The 16096-nt window shown below is 71.6% G+C and carries 13 protein-coding genes and 1 pseudogene; 9 read left to right on the forward strand and 5 right to left on the reverse strand.

The features are described 5' to 3' along the window. Positions 1-126: 126 nt before the first annotated feature. A pseudogene (locus I6A60_RS13955) lies at positions 127-780 on the reverse strand (TetR/AcrR family transcriptional regulator); the annotation flags it as partial. A gap of 373 nt (positions 781-1153) precedes the next feature. Here I6A60_RS13955 and I6A60_RS13960 point away from each other — a divergent pair. The 8 genes from I6A60_RS13960 to I6A60_RS13995 all read left to right on the forward strand — a co-directional run bounded on the left by I6A60_RS13960 (position 1154) and on the right by I6A60_RS13995 (position 9859). Further along, a complete protein-coding gene (locus I6A60_RS13960; RefSeq protein WP_203022787.1) occupies positions 1154-2782 on the forward strand; it encodes an OB-fold domain-containing protein in 1629 nt (542 codons plus the stop codon). Then, positions 2779-3858, forward strand: coding sequence for a dihydrodipicolinate reductase (locus I6A60_RS13965; RefSeq protein ID WP_203022786.1), 1080 nt, complete (start codon positions 2779-2781; stop codon positions 3856-3858). Before I6A60_RS13960 ends, I6A60_RS13965 begins: the two co-directional genes overlap by 4 nt. 366 nt (positions 3859-4224) lie before the next feature. Continuing rightward, on the forward strand, positions 4225-5424 hold the full coding sequence (locus tag I6A60_RS13970) for a cytochrome P450 (protein WP_203022785.1): 1200 nt from the start codon (positions 4225-4227) through the stop codon (positions 5422-5424). 146 nt (positions 5425-5570) lie between these two features. Then, on the forward strand, positions 5571-6305 hold the full coding sequence (locus I6A60_RS13975; protein WP_203022784.1) for an SDR family oxidoreductase: 735 nt from the start codon (positions 5571-5573) through the stop codon (positions 6303-6305). Between the two features lie 37 nt (positions 6306-6342). Continuing rightward, positions 6343-7101, forward strand: coding sequence for a sugar phosphate isomerase/epimerase (locus tag I6A60_RS13980; protein ID WP_203022783.1), 759 nt, complete (start codon positions 6343-6345; stop codon positions 7099-7101). Between the two features lie 197 nt (positions 7102-7298). Continuing rightward, positions 7299-8588 (forward strand): hypothetical protein, encoded by a 1290-nt coding sequence (locus I6A60_RS13985; RefSeq protein ID WP_203022782.1) that lies wholly within the window; start codon positions 7299-7301, stop codon positions 8586-8588. Further along, positions 8589-9125: a hypothetical protein gene (locus I6A60_RS13990; protein ID WP_203022781.1), complete on the forward strand. Its 537-nt coding sequence runs from the start codon at positions 8589-8591 to the stop codon at positions 9123-9125. A 230-nt stretch (positions 9126-9355) separates the two neighbouring features. Then, entirely contained in the window at positions 9356-9859 is a 504-nt protein-coding gene (locus tag I6A60_RS13995) for a hypothetical protein (RefSeq protein WP_203022780.1), read from the forward strand. Between the two features lie 47 nt (positions 9860-9906). Here the strand turns inward: I6A60_RS13995 and I6A60_RS43995 are convergent, their stop codons facing one another. Next, positions 9907-12393 carry an acyl-CoA dehydrogenase gene (locus tag I6A60_RS43995; RefSeq protein ID WP_203022779.1) on the reverse strand — a complete coding sequence of 829 codons (2487 nt, stop codon included), beginning with the start codon at positions 12391-12393 and terminating at the stop codon, positions 9907-9909. 370 nt (positions 12394-12763) lie between these two features. On the opposite strand from I6A60_RS43995, the gene I6A60_RS14005 reads away from it, so the two are divergent. Next, the gene (locus I6A60_RS14005; protein WP_013426530.1) at positions 12764-13420 is read left to right on the forward strand and encodes a GntR family transcriptional regulator; all 657 of its coding nucleotides are present in this window, start codon (positions 12764-12766) and stop codon (positions 13418-13420) included. Between the two features lie 50 nt (positions 13421-13470). On the opposite strand, the gene I6A60_RS14010 is transcribed toward I6A60_RS14005, so the two are convergent. The 3 genes from I6A60_RS14010 to I6A60_RS14020 are packed head-to-tail and all read right to left on the reverse strand — an operon-like array spanning position 13471 to position 16073. After that, positions 13471-14013, reverse strand: a complete 543-nt coding sequence (locus I6A60_RS14010) for a hypothetical protein (RefSeq protein WP_203022778.1) — start codon at positions 14011-14013, stop codon at positions 13471-13473. A 3-nt stretch (positions 14014-14016) separates the two neighbouring features. After that, on the reverse strand, positions 14017-15105 hold the full coding sequence (locus I6A60_RS14015; RefSeq protein WP_203022777.1) for an ImmA/IrrE family metallo-endopeptidase: 1089 nt from the start codon (positions 15103-15105) through the stop codon (positions 14017-14019). A gap of 47 nt (positions 15106-15152) precedes the next feature. Beyond that, positions 15153-16073, reverse strand: coding sequence for a TIGR03619 family F420-dependent LLM class oxidoreductase (locus tag I6A60_RS14020; protein WP_203022776.1), 921 nt, complete (start codon positions 16071-16073; stop codon positions 15153-15155). Between the last annotated feature and the right edge of the window lie 23 nt (positions 16074-16096).

A 16096-nucleotide genomic window follows, 5' to 3' on the forward strand; every position in this document is an offset into this window, starting at 1 on the left:
CCCATTTTTCACCCCCCCCCCCCCCCCACCCCCCATTTCTGCCGGGCTCGGGGGCTCGGAGATGTGTATACGAGCCTGGGGGGCGGGGGGCGGCCCAAGCGTCCTTCCGGACGACCCACCCTCCAGGCCGGCCGGCTTGTGGCGTAGGCCCAGGGCGTTGAGGAACAGCCGGGTGAGCTGCTCGACGCCCTCCTCGAAGTCCGTGTCGAACAGGCCCTGGACGAGCCACATCTCGGCGAACCGGGTGACCATCGCGCCGAGCGCCGAGGCGGCGACCGTCGGGTTGAGGGTGGGGTCGACCCGGCCGCGCTGCTGGAGCTGGGCGATCGAGTTCGAGATCCGGTCCCGGTCGCGCTGCTGATGCTCGAACCGGATGGTGTTCAGCAGCGCGTCATAGCGGGAGACCTGCTCGATCACGCCGATGATCCGGGCTTCCTGCCGGTAGCTCTCCAGGAAACGGCGGTTGCCGGCGTGGATCCTGTCCTGTGGGGACGCGATCGAGGCAGGGTCGAAGATGATCGTGCTCAGCGGCGCGTGCAACAGGTCCGAGAGGGCCATGGCGACCTCGCGGAAGATCTGCTCCTTCGAGTCGAAGTAGTGGTAGAAGGAGCCGTGGGAGAGGCCCGCGCGCTCGGCGATGTCCGAGATCCGCGCCTCCAGGAAGCCGTCCTCCTCGAAGACAGCCTTCGCAGCCTCCAGCAGCCGGGCCCTGGTCGCCGCGCCCTTGCGTGAGCGGGGCCCGTTGGGCTTGTCCCGGTCGACCGGCACCACCGTCGCCAATGCCTGCTCCTGTTCACCGGAGATCGAGGTGACGTTGGGTGACGGCTCACCCGATGCCCCTCGCGCCACGAAATTCTTACGCTGCGTGACTGCACGGTGTGGCCCGTTGGATCGGTGTTCAGTGAGTAGGGTCACCCGCACCGAGTGTACTGGCAGTCATCGTCGGTGCTATGTGATTGGGCCGGGACGGTCGGTCTCCGTCGCCAGCGTATTTCGACGTCGACGTAGAAACCGTGGTACGACTCACTGGGCGACAAGGAGCCCGTTCCGTCGCAGGCAGCGGGCCCTGCCAGGTCCCAGCGCGGCGACGGACCAGGCCCTGGTCGCCCGGCGACCGACCGCGCGGTCACCCACGAAGCGACAAGGAGCTGCGATGCGGCCTCTCCCCGCGCTGACCCCGGCCAGCGAGTGGTTCTGGACGTCAGGTGCCGACGGGAAGCTGCGTATCCAGGGCTGTGACGACTGCGGCACGCTGGTGCACCCGCCGGTGCCGGTCTGCCCGAAGTGCCGTAGCTCCGCCTGGGCGCCGCGCGAGGTCTCCGGCCGGGCCACGGTCGTCGGCTTCACGGTCAACATCCAGCAGTGGCTGCCGGACATGGCCCCGCCGTACGTGATCGCCGTCGTGACGATCGACGAGAGCGACGACGTCCGGCTGACGACGAACATCGTGGGCGTCGAGCCGGCCGAGGTCCACATCGGCCAGCGGGTCCAGGTGAGCTTCGAGCACCACGAGGACGTCTGGCTGCCGGTGTTCAGCCCGACCGGCGAGCCGGACGAGACCCGCGACCTGGTCGGCGAGCCGAACCTGCCGGCCCCCCGGCCGCCGCTGTCGTCCCGCCGCTTCGAGCACGACGTGGTCCTGTCCGGGATCGGCCGCTCGAAGATCGGCCGTCGCCTGATGGTCGACCCGCTGTCGCTGACGACCGAGGCCTGCCTGAACGCGATCGCGGACGCGGGCCTGACGGTCGAGGACATCGACGGCCTCTCGACGTACCCGGGCATGGCCCCGATGGGCATGAGCGAGGGTGGCGTCGCCTCGGTCGAGGAGGCGCTGCGCATCCACCCGACCTGGATCAACGGCGGCGGCGACCTGCCGGGCCAGGCCGGCGCCATCGCACAGGCCATGCTCGCGGTCTCCGCCGGCCTGTGCCGCCACGTGCTGTGCTTCCGCACGGTCTGGGAGTCGACCTACCGCGAGCTGCGCCTCGGCGGGATGCCCAGCCGGGTCACCGGCCTCAACAGCGAGTGGCGCCACCCGTTCGGCGCCATGTCGGCGGCCAGCTGGATCGCCATGCAGGCCAGCCAGTACATGCACCGCTACGGCGCCGACCGGGAGATGCTCGCCGCGATCGCCCTCAACGGCCGGGCGAACGCCGGGCGCAACCCGGACGCGATCTACCGCGCGCCGATGACGCTGGACGACTACCTCTCGGCCCGGCTCGTCTCGACGCCGTTCGGCCTCTACGACTGCGACGTCCCCTGCGACGGCGCCGTCGCAGTGATCGTCTCGGCCGCCGACGTAGCGGACGACCTGCCGCACCCGGCGATCAAGGTCGAGGCCGTCGGAACCCAGATCCTCGAACGGGTCTCCTGGGACCAGGACACGATGACCCACGAGCCCCTGGTCATGGGCCCGGCCAAGCACCTGTGGACCAGGACCGACCTGACCCCGGCCGACGTCGACCTCGCCTGCCTCTACGACGGGTTCACGTTCAACGCGATCTCCTGGCTGGAGGCGCTCGGTTTCTGCGGCTTCGGCGAGGCACAGGACTGGCTCGACAAGGGCCGGCGGATCGCGCTCGACGGCGACCTGCCGCTCAACCCGCACGGTGGCCAGCTCTCCGAGGGCCGGCTGCACGGTTTCGGCTTCGTCCATGAAGCGATCAAGCAACTGCGCCACGAGGCCGGCGACCGCCAGGTCGCCCAGGCCCGTACCGCCGTCGTCTCCACCGGGGGCGGCGCGCCCGGCGGCGTGTTCCTGCTACGGAGGGCAGACTCATGACATCGGAGGCCACCTTGTCCGAATCCCGGCCGACCGGCGCCCCGTTACGGATCGTGCAGTGGGCGACCGGCAACATCGGTACCCGGTCACTCATGCACGTGATCAACCACCCGCGCCTTGAGCTGGTCGGCCTGTACGTCTATGACGACGCCAAGGCGGGCAAGGACGCCGGCGAGCTCGCCGGGCTCGACGTGACCACCGGGGTCGCGGCGACCAGGGACGTCACCGAGATCCTCGCGCTCGGCGCCGACTGCGTGCTCTACATGCCGCGGTACTTCGACGGCGACGAGGTCGCCAGGATCCTCGCCTCCGGCGCCAACATCGTCACCACCCGTGGCGAGTTCCACCGGCCGGACAGCATCGAGCCCGGGCTGCGGGCCCAGATCGAGAAGGCCTGTGCCGAGGGCGGCACCTCAGTCCACTCGACCGGCAGCAGCCCGGGGTTCATCTCCGAGGCCGTGCCGCTCGTGCTCTCGTCAATCCAGCGCCGGCTCGACCGGATCGTCATCAACGAGTACGCCGACATGTCGAAGCGGGACTCGCCTGGTCTGCTGTTCGACGTCATGGGCTACGGGAAGCCGATCGGCCCGTTCGACGCCGTCCGCGCCGAGTACCTGGCCGGGGCGTTCGGCCCGTCGCTGTCGCTGCTCGCGGACGCCCTCGGGATGCCGATCGACGAGTTCGTCAGCGGCGGCGAGCTGGCGGCAGCCGCGGACGACATCGAGATCGCCGCCGGTCTGCTGCCGAAGGGCTCGATCGCCGCGCAGCGCGTCAGCGTGGTCGGCATGCGAGGCGGGAAGTCGTTCCTCGAGTTCCACGCCAACTGGTACTGCACCAAGCAGATCGAGCCCGCCTGGGATGACCTCCAGGACAGTGGCTGGCGGATCATCGTGGAGGGCGACTCCCCGATGGACGTCTCGCTGACCTTCACGGTGCCGCTGGAGAAGATGGCGGAGACGTCCCCCAACTTCACCGCCAACCGTGCCGTCAACGCCGTCGCGGCCCTCGTCGCCGCGGCCCCCGGCATCCGCACCACCCTCGACCTGCCGTTCATCATCGGCACCGATCTCGTATAAGGGGGCGCAGCGGCCCGCGTCTCCCGCGGGCCGCTCAGCCATCTCGGCCGCCCGGCGCCCGGCGGCGCCTGTGGACCCAGTGACGGCACGCCGCGAACGTGACGCGACCAAGGGCCCGGCCCTGGACACACGCCCACCCCCGCACTTTCATCCCGCCCTCGACCCACGTTGGGGAGGGCGCTCAGCGCCCGAACCGGCGGAGAGGCCGCAGGGCGCTCCGCGCCCGGTTCCGGCCGAACGCCTCGTCTCTGGATCGGGAATGTGATTCCCTCGCTGCAGGGTGCGCGTTCTCTACGGGTGGAGCGAAGGCCGCGAGGCGCGAACGATCCCGCCGACTTCCCGCGCGACTCCGATGCGAGGACTGACATGAGCCAGCTGGCCGAGGCCGACCTGTACTGGGACCCGTTCGACAAGGTGATCGACACCGACCCGTACCCCATCTGGCAGCGGCTGCGGGACGAGTCGCCGGTCTACCGCAACGAGCGCCACGGCTTCTACGCCTACTCCCGGCACGCCGACATCGACGAGGCGCACCGCGACGCCGCGACCTACAGCTCCGCCTACGGCACCGTGCTGGAGATCATGACGGCGGAGCCGATGCCGCCCGCGTTCATGATCTTCACCGACCCGCCGCTGCACAACACGCTGCGCACCCTGGTCTCGCGCGCGTTCACCCCGCGCCGGGTCGCGCGCCTCGAAGGCGCCATCAGGGACCTGTGCGCCGAGATGCTCGACCCCCAGGTCGGCGGGTCCGGCTTCGACTACGTGCAGGACTTCGCCGCGCAGCTGCCGTCGAAGGTCATCTCCGAGCTGATCGGCGTCGACCCGGCCGACCGCGAGCACGTTCGCCAGCTGATCGACCTGACGTTCCACCATGACGAGAGCGCCGGCATGGTCAACGACGTCGCCCGGGAGGCCGTCGGCCGGCTGAACGGCTACTTCCGCGAGCAGATCGACGCCCGCCGCAAGACGCCCCGCGACGACATGATCACCGGCCTCGCCGAGGCCGAGGTCGCCACCGAGGACGGGCCGCGCCGGCTGTCCACCGAGCAGGCCGCGGCCGTGACGAACGAGATCGTCAGCGCCGGCACCGAGACCGTCGCCCGGCTGCTCGGCTGGTTCGGTGTGGTGCTCGCGGCCAACCCCGGCCAGCGCGCCGAGCTCGCCGCCGACGCGTCGCTGATCCCGAACGCGGTCGAGGAGCTGCTGCGCTACGAACCGCCGTCGCCGGTCCAGGGCCGCACCACCACCCGCGACGTCGTGATCCACGACGTCGAGATCCCGGCTCGGTCGAAGGTGCTGCTGCTCACCGGTTCCGCTGGCCGTGACGAGCGCAAGTACCCGAACGCCGACAAGTTCGACATCCACCGCAGGTTCGACAGCCACGTCACGTTCGGCCATGGCATCCACTTCTGCCTCGGCGCGGGCCTGGCCCGGCTGGAGGGGCGGATCGCCATCGAGGAGACGCTGCGCCGCTTCCCGACCTGGCAGGTCGATCACGACAATGCGGTGCGGCTGCACACCAGTACCGTCCGCGGCTACGCGGAGCTGCCCTTCCTTCTCTAGCCCAGCCCCTGGTGCAGGTGATCGTTTTCGGCCCGAACGGCGGTGGCCATTTCCGGGCATCGGCGGTATGAATCATTAATCCATTTTGCGGTGGAAGTGCCCGCCGGCTCGCTGGGCAGGCGCGGCTCGCGGTCGGAAGGAAACCCATGAAGATCGTGGTGGTCGGCGCCTCGAGCGGACTCGGCCGATGCATCGGAGTCGACCTGGGCCGCCGCGGCGACCAGGTCGCGCTGCTGGCCCGTCGGCGCGAGCGGTTAGTGGACGCGGCGAAGGAGGCCGGCCCCGGCACGCTCGCGATCGCCTGCGACGTCACCGACGAGGCGAGCTGCCAGGCGGCGGTCGAGGAGGCCGCGACGGGGCTGGGCGGCATCGACGCCGTCGTCTACAGCGCCGGCATCGGCCCGCTGTCCCCGATCGAGAAGATCGACGCGGCCACCTGGCGGCGCGCCTTCGACACCAACGTCACCGGGGCGGCGCTCCTCACCGCCGCAGCGCTCCCGTATCTGAAGGCCACCGGCGGCACGGCGGCCTACCTGTCCTCGATCAGCGCCTCGCTGACCCCGGTCTGGCCCGGGTTCGGCGCCTACGCGGTGAGCAAGGCCGCGCTCGACAAGCTGGTCGAGGCCTACCGCGCCGAGCACCCGGACGTCGGCTTCACCCGGGTCGTCGTCGGCGACTGCGCCGGCGGCGAGGGCGACGCGGTCAGCGGGTTCCCGACCGACTGGGACTGGGACTACCTGGCCGAGGTCAGGCCGGTGTGGGTCAGCCGGGGCTACCAGAGCGGCGCCCTGCTCGACGTAGAGGAGCTGCTGCGCGTTCTGGACAGCGTGCTGCGTTGCGGCGGGACGGTCCCGTCGGTGACTGTGATGCCGCGGGCCTGACCGTGAGCCCGTACGACGAGAGGAGACCGGGGCGCGGATGACCGTCGAGATCGCGCTGACTCCGGACTCCCGCTGGGACATCGACACTCCCGGGCTGGTGGCCGCCGCGGCCGGCGCCGGGTTCACCTCCGTCGGCATCGCCGCCGCGTACGCCGACGCCGACTGCGCACGGTCGCTCGCGACCGCCGGCCTTCGCTGCCACGAGCTGCTGGCGCTTCTTGTCGCCGAGGACGAGGAGACCACCCTCCGCCAGGCGGGCGAGCTGGCCCGGGCCGCCGCGACCATCGGCGCCCGCTGGGTGCTGGCCGCCTTCCGGGTGAAGCTGGACGCGCGGTCCGCGCCGCTGATCCGCCGCTGCGCCGAGATCCTCGCCGAGGCCGGTTCGGGGCTGGCGGTCGAGTTCAGCCCGCTCGGCTTCGTGCCGACGATCACGGCAGCCCGTGACGTCGTGGCGGCGGCCGGCCCCGGCCGGGCGGGGGTGCTGATAGACACCTGGCACTTCTGCCGCGGCGCCAGCACCTGGGCGGAGCTCGCGGCGATCCCACTGGACGAGATCGCCTACCTCCAGTTCGACGACGCACCACCACCGGTCGGCAGCCCCACCTCGGAGACGCTGCACCGTCGCGTCATGCCGGGCGACGGCGAGCTCGACCTGGACCGCTTCGCGACGACCCTGCTGGAGCGGGGCTTCGACGGCCTGGTGAGCGTGGAGGTCCTCAACGCCGAGTTGCGTCAGCTCCCGGTTCCCGAGTTCGCCCGCAGGGCCTACGACTCCACCGCCCGCTACTGGCGCTGACCAGAAGGGACGTTCTCGTGGGACCACCGGGGTGGCCACGGGGAGGATGGAAAGTGGCTGCGTGGCCCATATGCACGGAGTGTTCGGCGCGGGGATGATGTCGCCGTTGGCGCGCGGCCGGTCCCGTCCTGGCGAGGCCGGACGTGCCTCAGGTTCGCGTTGGGCGCGCTCCGGTGCTCGGAAACGAGAATTTGATCATGGTGCGAATCCTCGTCGACCGTGACGAGATGGTCCATCTCGCCGGAGAGGCCGGGCGGGACGCCGACGAGGTGCGGGCCCTCGCGATCTCGCTTGCCACGCAGCTCGCCGAGAACAGCCTGACCCTGTTGACGGGTTTCGGGATCAACATCGGTGAGCTCCTGGGCCGGCTCACCGACGTCGTCACCGGGGAGGGCGGGCTGCCACGGCTGGCCCACAGCCTGGAGTCCGACGCAGGGTTCGTCGCCCGGGTCTGGCGCGCGTTCGACGCGGCCGACGGGGTGCCCGGCACGACCTGGCCGCTGGAGCAGCTCCTGCGGGACCCGCTGGGCCGGGCGGGCGGCTGGAAGGGCTTCCTCCACGACGTCGGCGAGGCGTTCCTCCATGACGCGGGCCTCGGTTCCGGCGGCATCGCCCTGGGCGTCGGATCGCGGCTCGTCGAGGAGCTGCTGCACGGGCGGTCCGGCTCGGGGTCCGCCGCCGCGCCGTCGCCGACGCTTCCCGGGATGAAGTGGCAGGCCCCGGGCGGCGGCCCCGCCTTCACGATCGGCCCGGCGACCCGCCCGCCGATCGGGCCCTTCGACGACGACTTCCCGTACGACCCCAAGGCGAAGCCCTCCTTCGCCGACTACAAGAGCCGGGCCAAGTGGGAGGCGAAGCTGCGTGGGGCCCAGCTCCTGCGGCCCGACCTGGCCGATGCCACCAGGATGTACGACCACTACCTGCACGGCGACGGCTCTCCGATGACCGTCGACCTCGACAAGGGCTACCGCCAGGACGCCTCGATCCGGACTGCGGTCGACGACCAGATCGCGAACAGCCGGGCGGCGGCCGACCAGCTCATCCACGACAGCGGGCTGACGTCCTTCTCGATCACCGGCACGGCGGTGGAGGCCCAGCCCTACCCGGTGACCGAGAACTGGCAGAAGACCCTCGGTGGCTACACGGTGTGGGACAGTGCCGACGTCCGGGTCGACGGTGATCAGGTCACCATGACCGTGACCGTCCACGAGGAGGACCGCTGGAACTTCAACCACAACGCGCAGGACATCGCCACCGGGGCGCCCGATGACGAGAACGGGCGGTTCGAGCAGCTCGGCTGGGCGCACTCGTTCGACACGCACGGCACGCTGGTCCGGACGGTCACGTGGACCCTCGGGGACCCGGGGCATTCCGCGCCGCTGCCCGATGACCCGGACCGGCAGCGTCCTGGAAGCCCGGTCACCGCGCCGCGGGACACGTCGGCGACGGTGCCCAGGAGCACGTCCCCGTCCGACCTGGTGCGGTGAATGAGCCGCGCGCCGTGGCGGGTGATCCTCACCGGCGTCGTGCTGACCGGCGCCGTGGCCGCCGGCTGCCTGACGGCCTGCGCCGCGCCCTCGTCACCCTCGTCCACCCCGCTGGACAGCCGCCGGGAAGGAACCACGATGCTGCCCACCGCGCGACGCAACCCGGCCGACGGGCCGATCCGGTCGGACCTCGATCCGTTGCTGCGCCGGTTCCCGGCCCTGGGCAGGCCGACGGCCGCGCACTGGGAGTCGGGCACCTACGGCGACGACCGGGTCCCCGGCCCGAGCACGTACTGGATCGACGCGGTCGTCGCGCTGGACCCGGACACCGCGGCGACCCTGCGGAAGGCACCGGGCCTGGCTCCGGCCACCCTGCCCGCGCTGTCGCCTCAGCTGGTCGGCCAGGTGCCCACGGGCGCCTCGTGGCTGACAAGCCAGGGCCTGCGGCAGACGCTGGCGAAGGGGTCGTGGAGCTGCGAGGCGTTCCTCTCGGCCACGACGGACGTGCTGGTGCTGCGCTGCACCGGCGACCGCTGAGCCGGCGCGAACCGTGCGGCCCAGGAGCCTGACGGTCGGCTACGCGCACCTGCTCGCCCTGTGCGACCTGCTCGGCCTCGCGCCCGGCCGGCTCCCGCACGTCAACCCGCCCGTGGACGAGCCGGCCCAGGCTGACATGACGCCCGTCGGGCCGCCGGCGTGGGTGCTCGCCGGCCTGGTGGGGGGCGCGCTCGTCGCCGACCGTGTGGTGCGCCACGCCGCGCGCGGCGGTGGAGTGCCGCGCGGCGGCGGGCCCGTCCTACGGGTTCAGCGCGCTGGGACCGGACGAGCTCGTCGTTCGCCTCGCCGCGCGGGCCCGGCTGCACGAGGCGTCCGCGCCGCGACTACCTGGCGGTGCGGCCGTCGAGCCGCTGGCCGCGGCAATCGTCTCGGTGACCACGGCCGGGCGGGCCGAGGCGGCGCTCGAGACCGACGGTCACGCGGCCGCCTGTGCCGTCCTGGCCGAGGAGACCTCGGCCCTCGCCGCGGACGCCGTCGCCCACGCGCTCGCCGCCACCCGCGCGGCCTACACGGTCCGTTCCTTCTTCTGCCCCGACCCGGAGACCGTGGCCGGCGGCGAGACCAGCTGGCTCGACGCCGGCCCGGCGGGCCTGTGGCTGACGACCTGGGTGGACGACGAGCGTGTCCACTTCGAGCCGGTGGGCCCCGAAAGGGTCCTCGCGGACCTGCTCGCGGGGCTGCCCGTCGACCACCCGCCGCCCGCGGCGACCTGAGCCGGGCCCGCCTCAGGTCGCGATCGGCCCGACGTCAGCCAGCCCGCTCAGCGCGAGCGGGCGCCGCGGGGGACGTCGCGGAAGGCGACCCCGTGGTCGGGGGCGGCCTCGCGGGGCATGCCGAGGACCCGCTCGCTGATGACGTTGCGGGCGATCTCGGTGGTCCCGCCGCCCAGCTCGGAGACCTGCCGGATCAGGAAGTCCAGGCCCTTGCCGCCGGCGGCGCCGTCCTCGTCGGTCCACGCGGCGGCCGTGGCGCCGGCGATCTCGTAGGCGATGGTGTCGCGGCGGACGCCGGCGATGCCGGAGATCAGCCGGCCGATGGCCGACGACTGCGGGTGCATCCTGCCGCTCGCCATCCCGGCGCCGAGCCGCTGGCCAAGCCGTTCCATGGTGACGGCGAGCATCCGCATCTCGCCGATCAGCTCACGGACCCGCGGGTCGTCCAGCTTGCCGACCCCCTCGGCGATCGCGACGAGTGGCACGGCGAAGGTCTCGCCCGACCGCTGCGACCGGCGGGGGTGCGTCGCGAGCGGCGAGTTGCCGGCCATCCGCTCGTGCATCATCCAGCGGGTACCGACGGTCCAGCCGCCGTCGACCTCGCCGAGGCGCTCGCTGTCCGGCACCCGGACGTCGGTCAGGAACTCCTGGCAGAACTCCCTCGACCCGTTCAGCATCTCGATCCGGTTGATCTCCAGGCCGTCCTGGTGCACCGGCAGCATGAAGACCGAGAGGCCCCGGTGCTTGGGCACGTCCCAGTTGGTGCGGGCCAGGCACAGCGCCCAGTCCGACCACCAGGCACCGGTGCTCCAGACCTTGGAACCGTTCAGCAGCCACTCGTCGCCCTCGCGGACGGCGGACATCAGCGCGCCGGCCACGTCGGAGCCGCCGGACGGCTCGGACAGGAACTGGATCCAGATCTCGTCGCCGCGCAGGATCGCCGGCAGGTGGCGCAGCTTCTGCTCGTGGGTGCCGAACTCGAGGATCGTCGCGGCGCACGGCACCAGCGTCGGTACCTGGAGGACACGCGGGTACTCGAAGCCGGCGATCTCGATGTTCCAGGCCTCCTGGTGCGCGTCGGTGAGGCCCGCGCCGCCGTACTCCCTGGGGAACGTGATGCCGGCGAAGCCCGCGTCGAAGAACATCCTCTGCACCTCGCGGCTGCGGGCGACCTCGGCCAGCTCCTCCTCGTCGGTCTTCAGGATTCGCAGGGACCGGAACCGGTGGTCCGGCTTGAGGTTCGACCGGATCCAGGCCCTCGCGCGCTCGCGGAAGCTCTCGACGTCCTCCAGCTCGGCGCCGGCGGGGCGCTCGACGGCCACCGGGCCGGCCGGTGCCGACACCTCGGCCGGCTCCAGCTCCGCTGCCCGCAACTGCGCGGCCTGCGCGCTGGCCTGGGCGACGACGAAGTCGGTGATCCGGCGCTGGTGCTCCTCCGGCAGGCCGAACAGGGACCGGTTGACCGTGTGCCGGCGCAGGTAGAGGTGCAGGTCGTGCTCGAAGGTCACGCCGATGCCGCCGTGGATCTGGATGCAGTCCTGGATCAGCTCGGAGCCGTACTTGCCGGTCAGCGCCTTGGCGACGCTGACCAGCTCGTCGGCCTCCGGCAGGCCGGCGTCGACGGCCGCCGCGGCCGCGTCTGCGGCGGCGTGGGAGGCCTCCAGCCACAGCTTCATGTCGGCGAACCGGTGCTTGATCTCCTGGTAGCTCGCCAGCGGGCGGCCGAACGAGTAGCGGTCGAAGGCCCACGCGACGGTCATGTCGAAGGCCTTCTGCATCGTGCCCACGGACTCGGCGGCGAGGATGACGAGCGCCAGCTGGAGCTGGCGGCGGACGGCCTCGTCGGCCCCGCCCAGCTCGCCGACGACCGCCGCACGGGGCAGCCGGACGCCGGCGAAGGTGACCAGCGAGTACCGGCGGGTCAGCTCGACGGTCTGCATCGGCGCGATGGTCAGGCCGGCGGCGTCGGTCGGGACGAGCACCTGGGTGAGCCCGTCGCCGGTGCGCCCGGTGACCAGCAGGTAGCCGGCCAGCGCGGCACCCTCGACCGGACGCTTCACCCCGTCGAGCACCACGTCGTCGCCGTCGGCCCGGACGGTGAGCGTCACCGTGCCGTAGGCGTCGTGCGGGGGCGGCTCGGCGAGCGCCCAGGCACCCGTGGCCTCGCCGGCGAGCAGCGCATCGAGGGCCTCGGTGAGGCTGGGGTCCGCGCCGCCAGCGGTGATCGCCGTCGAAAGCGCGGCGGCGACGAGGTTCGTGCCGATCAGCGGGCCGGGGGCCGCGTGCAGGCCGAACTCGTAGGCGATCAGGCTGAGGTCGACCAGCGGCGCGCCACTGACGCTGCCGCCGCCGAGCTCGTCGTCGACGAGCAGCGCGGTCCAGCCGAGCTCCGCGCCGGCGCTCCAGTAGCCGGGGCGGTACCCGTCGGCGTCGTCGCGCAGCTGGCGCAGCACCTCCGGTGGCACCTCGCGGTCCAGGTAGCGCGCGGTGGTGTCCCGGAGGATCTCCTGGTCAGGGCTCAGCTCGATCAGCATGTGCGTGACGCTCCGACTCGGGGGCGCTTGCCCGTCAACTTTGATTCATAATTCACTTACCTCATCTAAGCATCCAGACCCAGGTCATGGGTGAGGTTGCTCCCCGGCCTCGGCCACGACCCCGTCAAGATCCTGCCCCGTACACTTGTTGCCCTCAGACCTCACACCACCTCGTCAGGCGCAACAGCGCAGTTCCACTGAGGGGTTGAAGACGAGACGTAACCAAGATCCGAACCCTGGACCAGCGCCCACCCGCATCTGCCGCCCCAGCCGAGAACCACACAGGAGAGGGCGCTCAGCGCCCGAACCAGGCGGAGTGGCCGAAGGCGCGCAAGCGCCGGTTCCGGCCGATCGCCCTAGGACCGCCGCCGTGTCGCCCAGTAGAACCGTCAAGCTCGCGAAGGCGAGCAACGCCGTCGTCGACTACCTGATGGAGGAGATCTTCGAGGGACGGCTGCGTTCCGGCCAGCGCGTCGACCTCGTCGAGGTCGGCGAGACCCTCGGCCTGTCCCGCAGCCCGGTCCGGGAGGGCCTGGTCATGCTGGAACGGGACGGGATCGTCTCGATCCGCCACCACCGAGGGGTGTTCGTCGAGCCGTTCGACGCCGAGTCGGTGATGGACGACTTCGAGGTCATGGGCCTGCTCAGCGGGGTCGCGGTGGCGCGGCTCGCGGCGCGGCGGGACCCTGCCGTGGTCGCGGAGCTGGAGCGGCTGGTGGAGGAGCTGAGGTCCGCCGGCTCGATCGACCGAATCGGCGAGATCGTTCCGGAGATCCTGCGTACGCAGCACCGGGCCGGCGGCTCCAGGCGGCTCCGGGCCGAGCTGCGCGCGTTCGCGGGCTTCCTGCCGTGGGTCTTCCGCGTCGAGAGCGGGCTGACCCGCGAAGAGATCATCGCCGAGCAGGAACGGGTGCTGGCCCTGATCATCGCGGGCGACGGCGATGGCGCCGCCCGCCAGCGGACCGCCGATTTCCGCGTCGCCGGCGAGCGCGTCATCTCCGAGCTCACCGCTCGCGGCGTCCTCTAGCGACACACCCGCTAACCGTGCACCCGCGCAGGACCGCAGCCAACGTTCTGTCAGGACTGTAGCCACTTGTCGAACGACGGCCGGTCGGTGACGCCCGGCGGTCCGCCGCGCTGGCGAGCCCGCAGGAGCTGGACATAGCTCCAGACAGTGTCCGCGTCGGCCCAGCCTGCCCTGACCGTGAGTCGGAGCAGCTGCCAGGTGCGGACCACCGGGATGCCGTGCCGGGTCGCCAGCCGTGCGGCTTCGTTGTCATCGGTGACGAAGAAGCCGTCGACGTCGCGTCGGGTCATGATGGCGACGGTCTCGGCCTCACCCAGGTGCTTGTGTGGGTGGTCACCCGGTTTCGCCAGCTGGGCCCGCAGGAGCTGGGCCTCCCGCAGCTCCGCGGGGGTGGGAGACAGCGGCGCGCCGAAGATTGCCCTCGCGTGGGCGAGCGCACCGAGGTCGGGCAGACGTCCGGAGGCCGCGCATTCGGCGGCGACGGTCGGACACCACCGGCCATTGTCGTTCGCCAGCCGGCCGAGCAGGTCCATACTGTCGATGACCGCGAAGTTGATCAGAACGGTGTTGTCCGGGAACAGGAGGACGGCCACCGGCTAGAGGCCCAGAGCCCTGGCGAGATCGTCGATGGGGACCTCGGGGACCGCGGGGGTGTCGACCTCCAGCGAGTCGGGGTCGATGCCGAGCATCCAGGCCAGCGTCCCCTTACCCAGCGCGCCGGCCGCGATCCGTTCGAGATGCTCCTCCTGGAGGGCGCGGGGGAACCGGCGCTGGGCCGCGGCGTCCATCCTGGCCGTGATCTCGTCGACGCAGCCGTCGCCCGGCCGGTGCCGGCGCAGCAGGCGTTGGGTGGGCTGCGCGGCCCACGTCCTGACCAGCTCGGGCAGGTATCCGGTCACGGCGGCAATCCTGCGGGCGAGCGCGTCCGTGGAGACTCCCCAGCGCCAGACGAGATCGGCCAGGCCGGCCACGTCGATCTGGTCCCAGTCGACGGCGGCCAGCGTGTCCTTGGGCAGGAGCAGGTCGGCGGCGAATCCGTTTGCGGCGGCCTCGCGCGGATCCCGTTCGGCCTCGGTGATCGGCTCGTCATGGTGGCCCAGCACGAGGTGGCCCAGCTCGTGGGCCAGCGACCAGTTCTCCCAGAACCAGTTGCCGGTCGCGGGCAGCGCGATCACCCGCCGCCCGCCGACGACGATCGAGTAGGCGGTGGACAGGTCGGCCACCCGCACGACGTCGACCCCGAGCCGGTGTTCCAGCCGGTCGGCGAACGGGCGCACGAAATCGTCACCCAGCGCGGCGCGGACGGCATCAGGACTGCCGGGAAGGGCACCCGCCGCTCGCGGGTTCGGATCGGTCTGCCGGTAGGCGAGGGCGATGTCGCGCAGGGCCTGGTCGTCGGTTTCGCGGCCGGGCACATCCCGCCGCTTCGTCGCGTGGTCGAACTCATGACGGGCCGCGACCACGATCCGGTAGGGGTCGGGCTCACCGGTGATCAGCCAGTGGATGTCGGCGCCCAGGAGGTCGGCCAGCCGGGCCAGCTCCAGCGAGGAGAAGGCGCGCTTGTCGTTCAGGGCACGGGAGAACGCGTCTGGTGTCATGTCGATGGCCACCGCGAGGTCCCGTTGCAGGGAACCCGGGTGGACCCGCTGGATCTGCTCCAGCGCCCGCGCGCCGATGCGTTGCATGCCCCGATGCTACTAGATCGGTTGGGAAAATCCCAACGAGGAGTCGGTCAGGCGACGGCGGGCATGATCTCCTCGGCCACCCACTGGGCGTAGTCGAAATACTCCTCGATGCTCGCCAGGCTGGGTAGGGGAACGGCGCTCATGGTGACGCCCAGCTCCTGGAACCAGCCCAGGCGGTCGATGAGCTCGTCCTTGGTCATGCCGGGGCGGGCGTGCGGGTCCTTCTGGACGGTGTGTCCCTCGCCGACGCGAGCGGTGCCGAGGCCGTAGAAGATGTCGGTCAGCGCCCCGTTGTAGTCCGGCTGGGACCTGATGTAGTCGATCTTCGAGGGGATGTCCTCGGGCCTGGTGAGGAACGGCCACCAGCCGCTGGCGTAGCGGGCGGCGCGGCGCAGGACGGCGGGCGCGTCGCCGCCGAACCAGACGGGTGGGTGCGGCTTCTGGACCGGTTTCGGCTCGAACGCGACGTCCTTGAAGGACACGAACCGGCCCGTGAACTCGGGGGAGTCCTTCGTCCACAGCTCGAGAATCGCCTGGATGTACTCCTCGCTGCGGGCGCCGCGCTCGTGGAAGGGCACGCCGAGCAGGTTGAACTCGTCCTCCAGCCAGCCGACGCCGAAGGTGACGGTGACCCGGCCGCCGGACAGCCAGTCGATCGAGGCCAGGGATTTCGCGGCCACGATCGGGTGCTGCACCGGCAGGATGGCGATGCAGGAGTTGACCCGGATCGTCTCGGTGGCCCCGGCGAAGTAGGCCATGCTCGGGTAGGCGCTCAGATAGTGCGCGCCGGAGAGCTCGACGTGCGCGCTCGGGATGATGTGGTGCTCCGGAACGCTGATCATCGCGTAGCCGAGCTTGTCGGCCCATTTCGCCAGGCGGGTCTGGTCCGCGCCCGTCACCGCGGCTTCCCACGGCTGGTGGTTGGCCTTGAGCCGGACCAGGTGCGGCATCGGGAATGACAGCTTCACGCTCTCCCCAGTCGGGTGTCTCA

It is taken from the genome of Frankia sp. AgB1.9 (assembly GCF_016786355.1).
Lineage (GTDB): Bacteria > Actinomycetota > Actinomycetes > Frankiales > Frankiaceae > Pseudofrankia.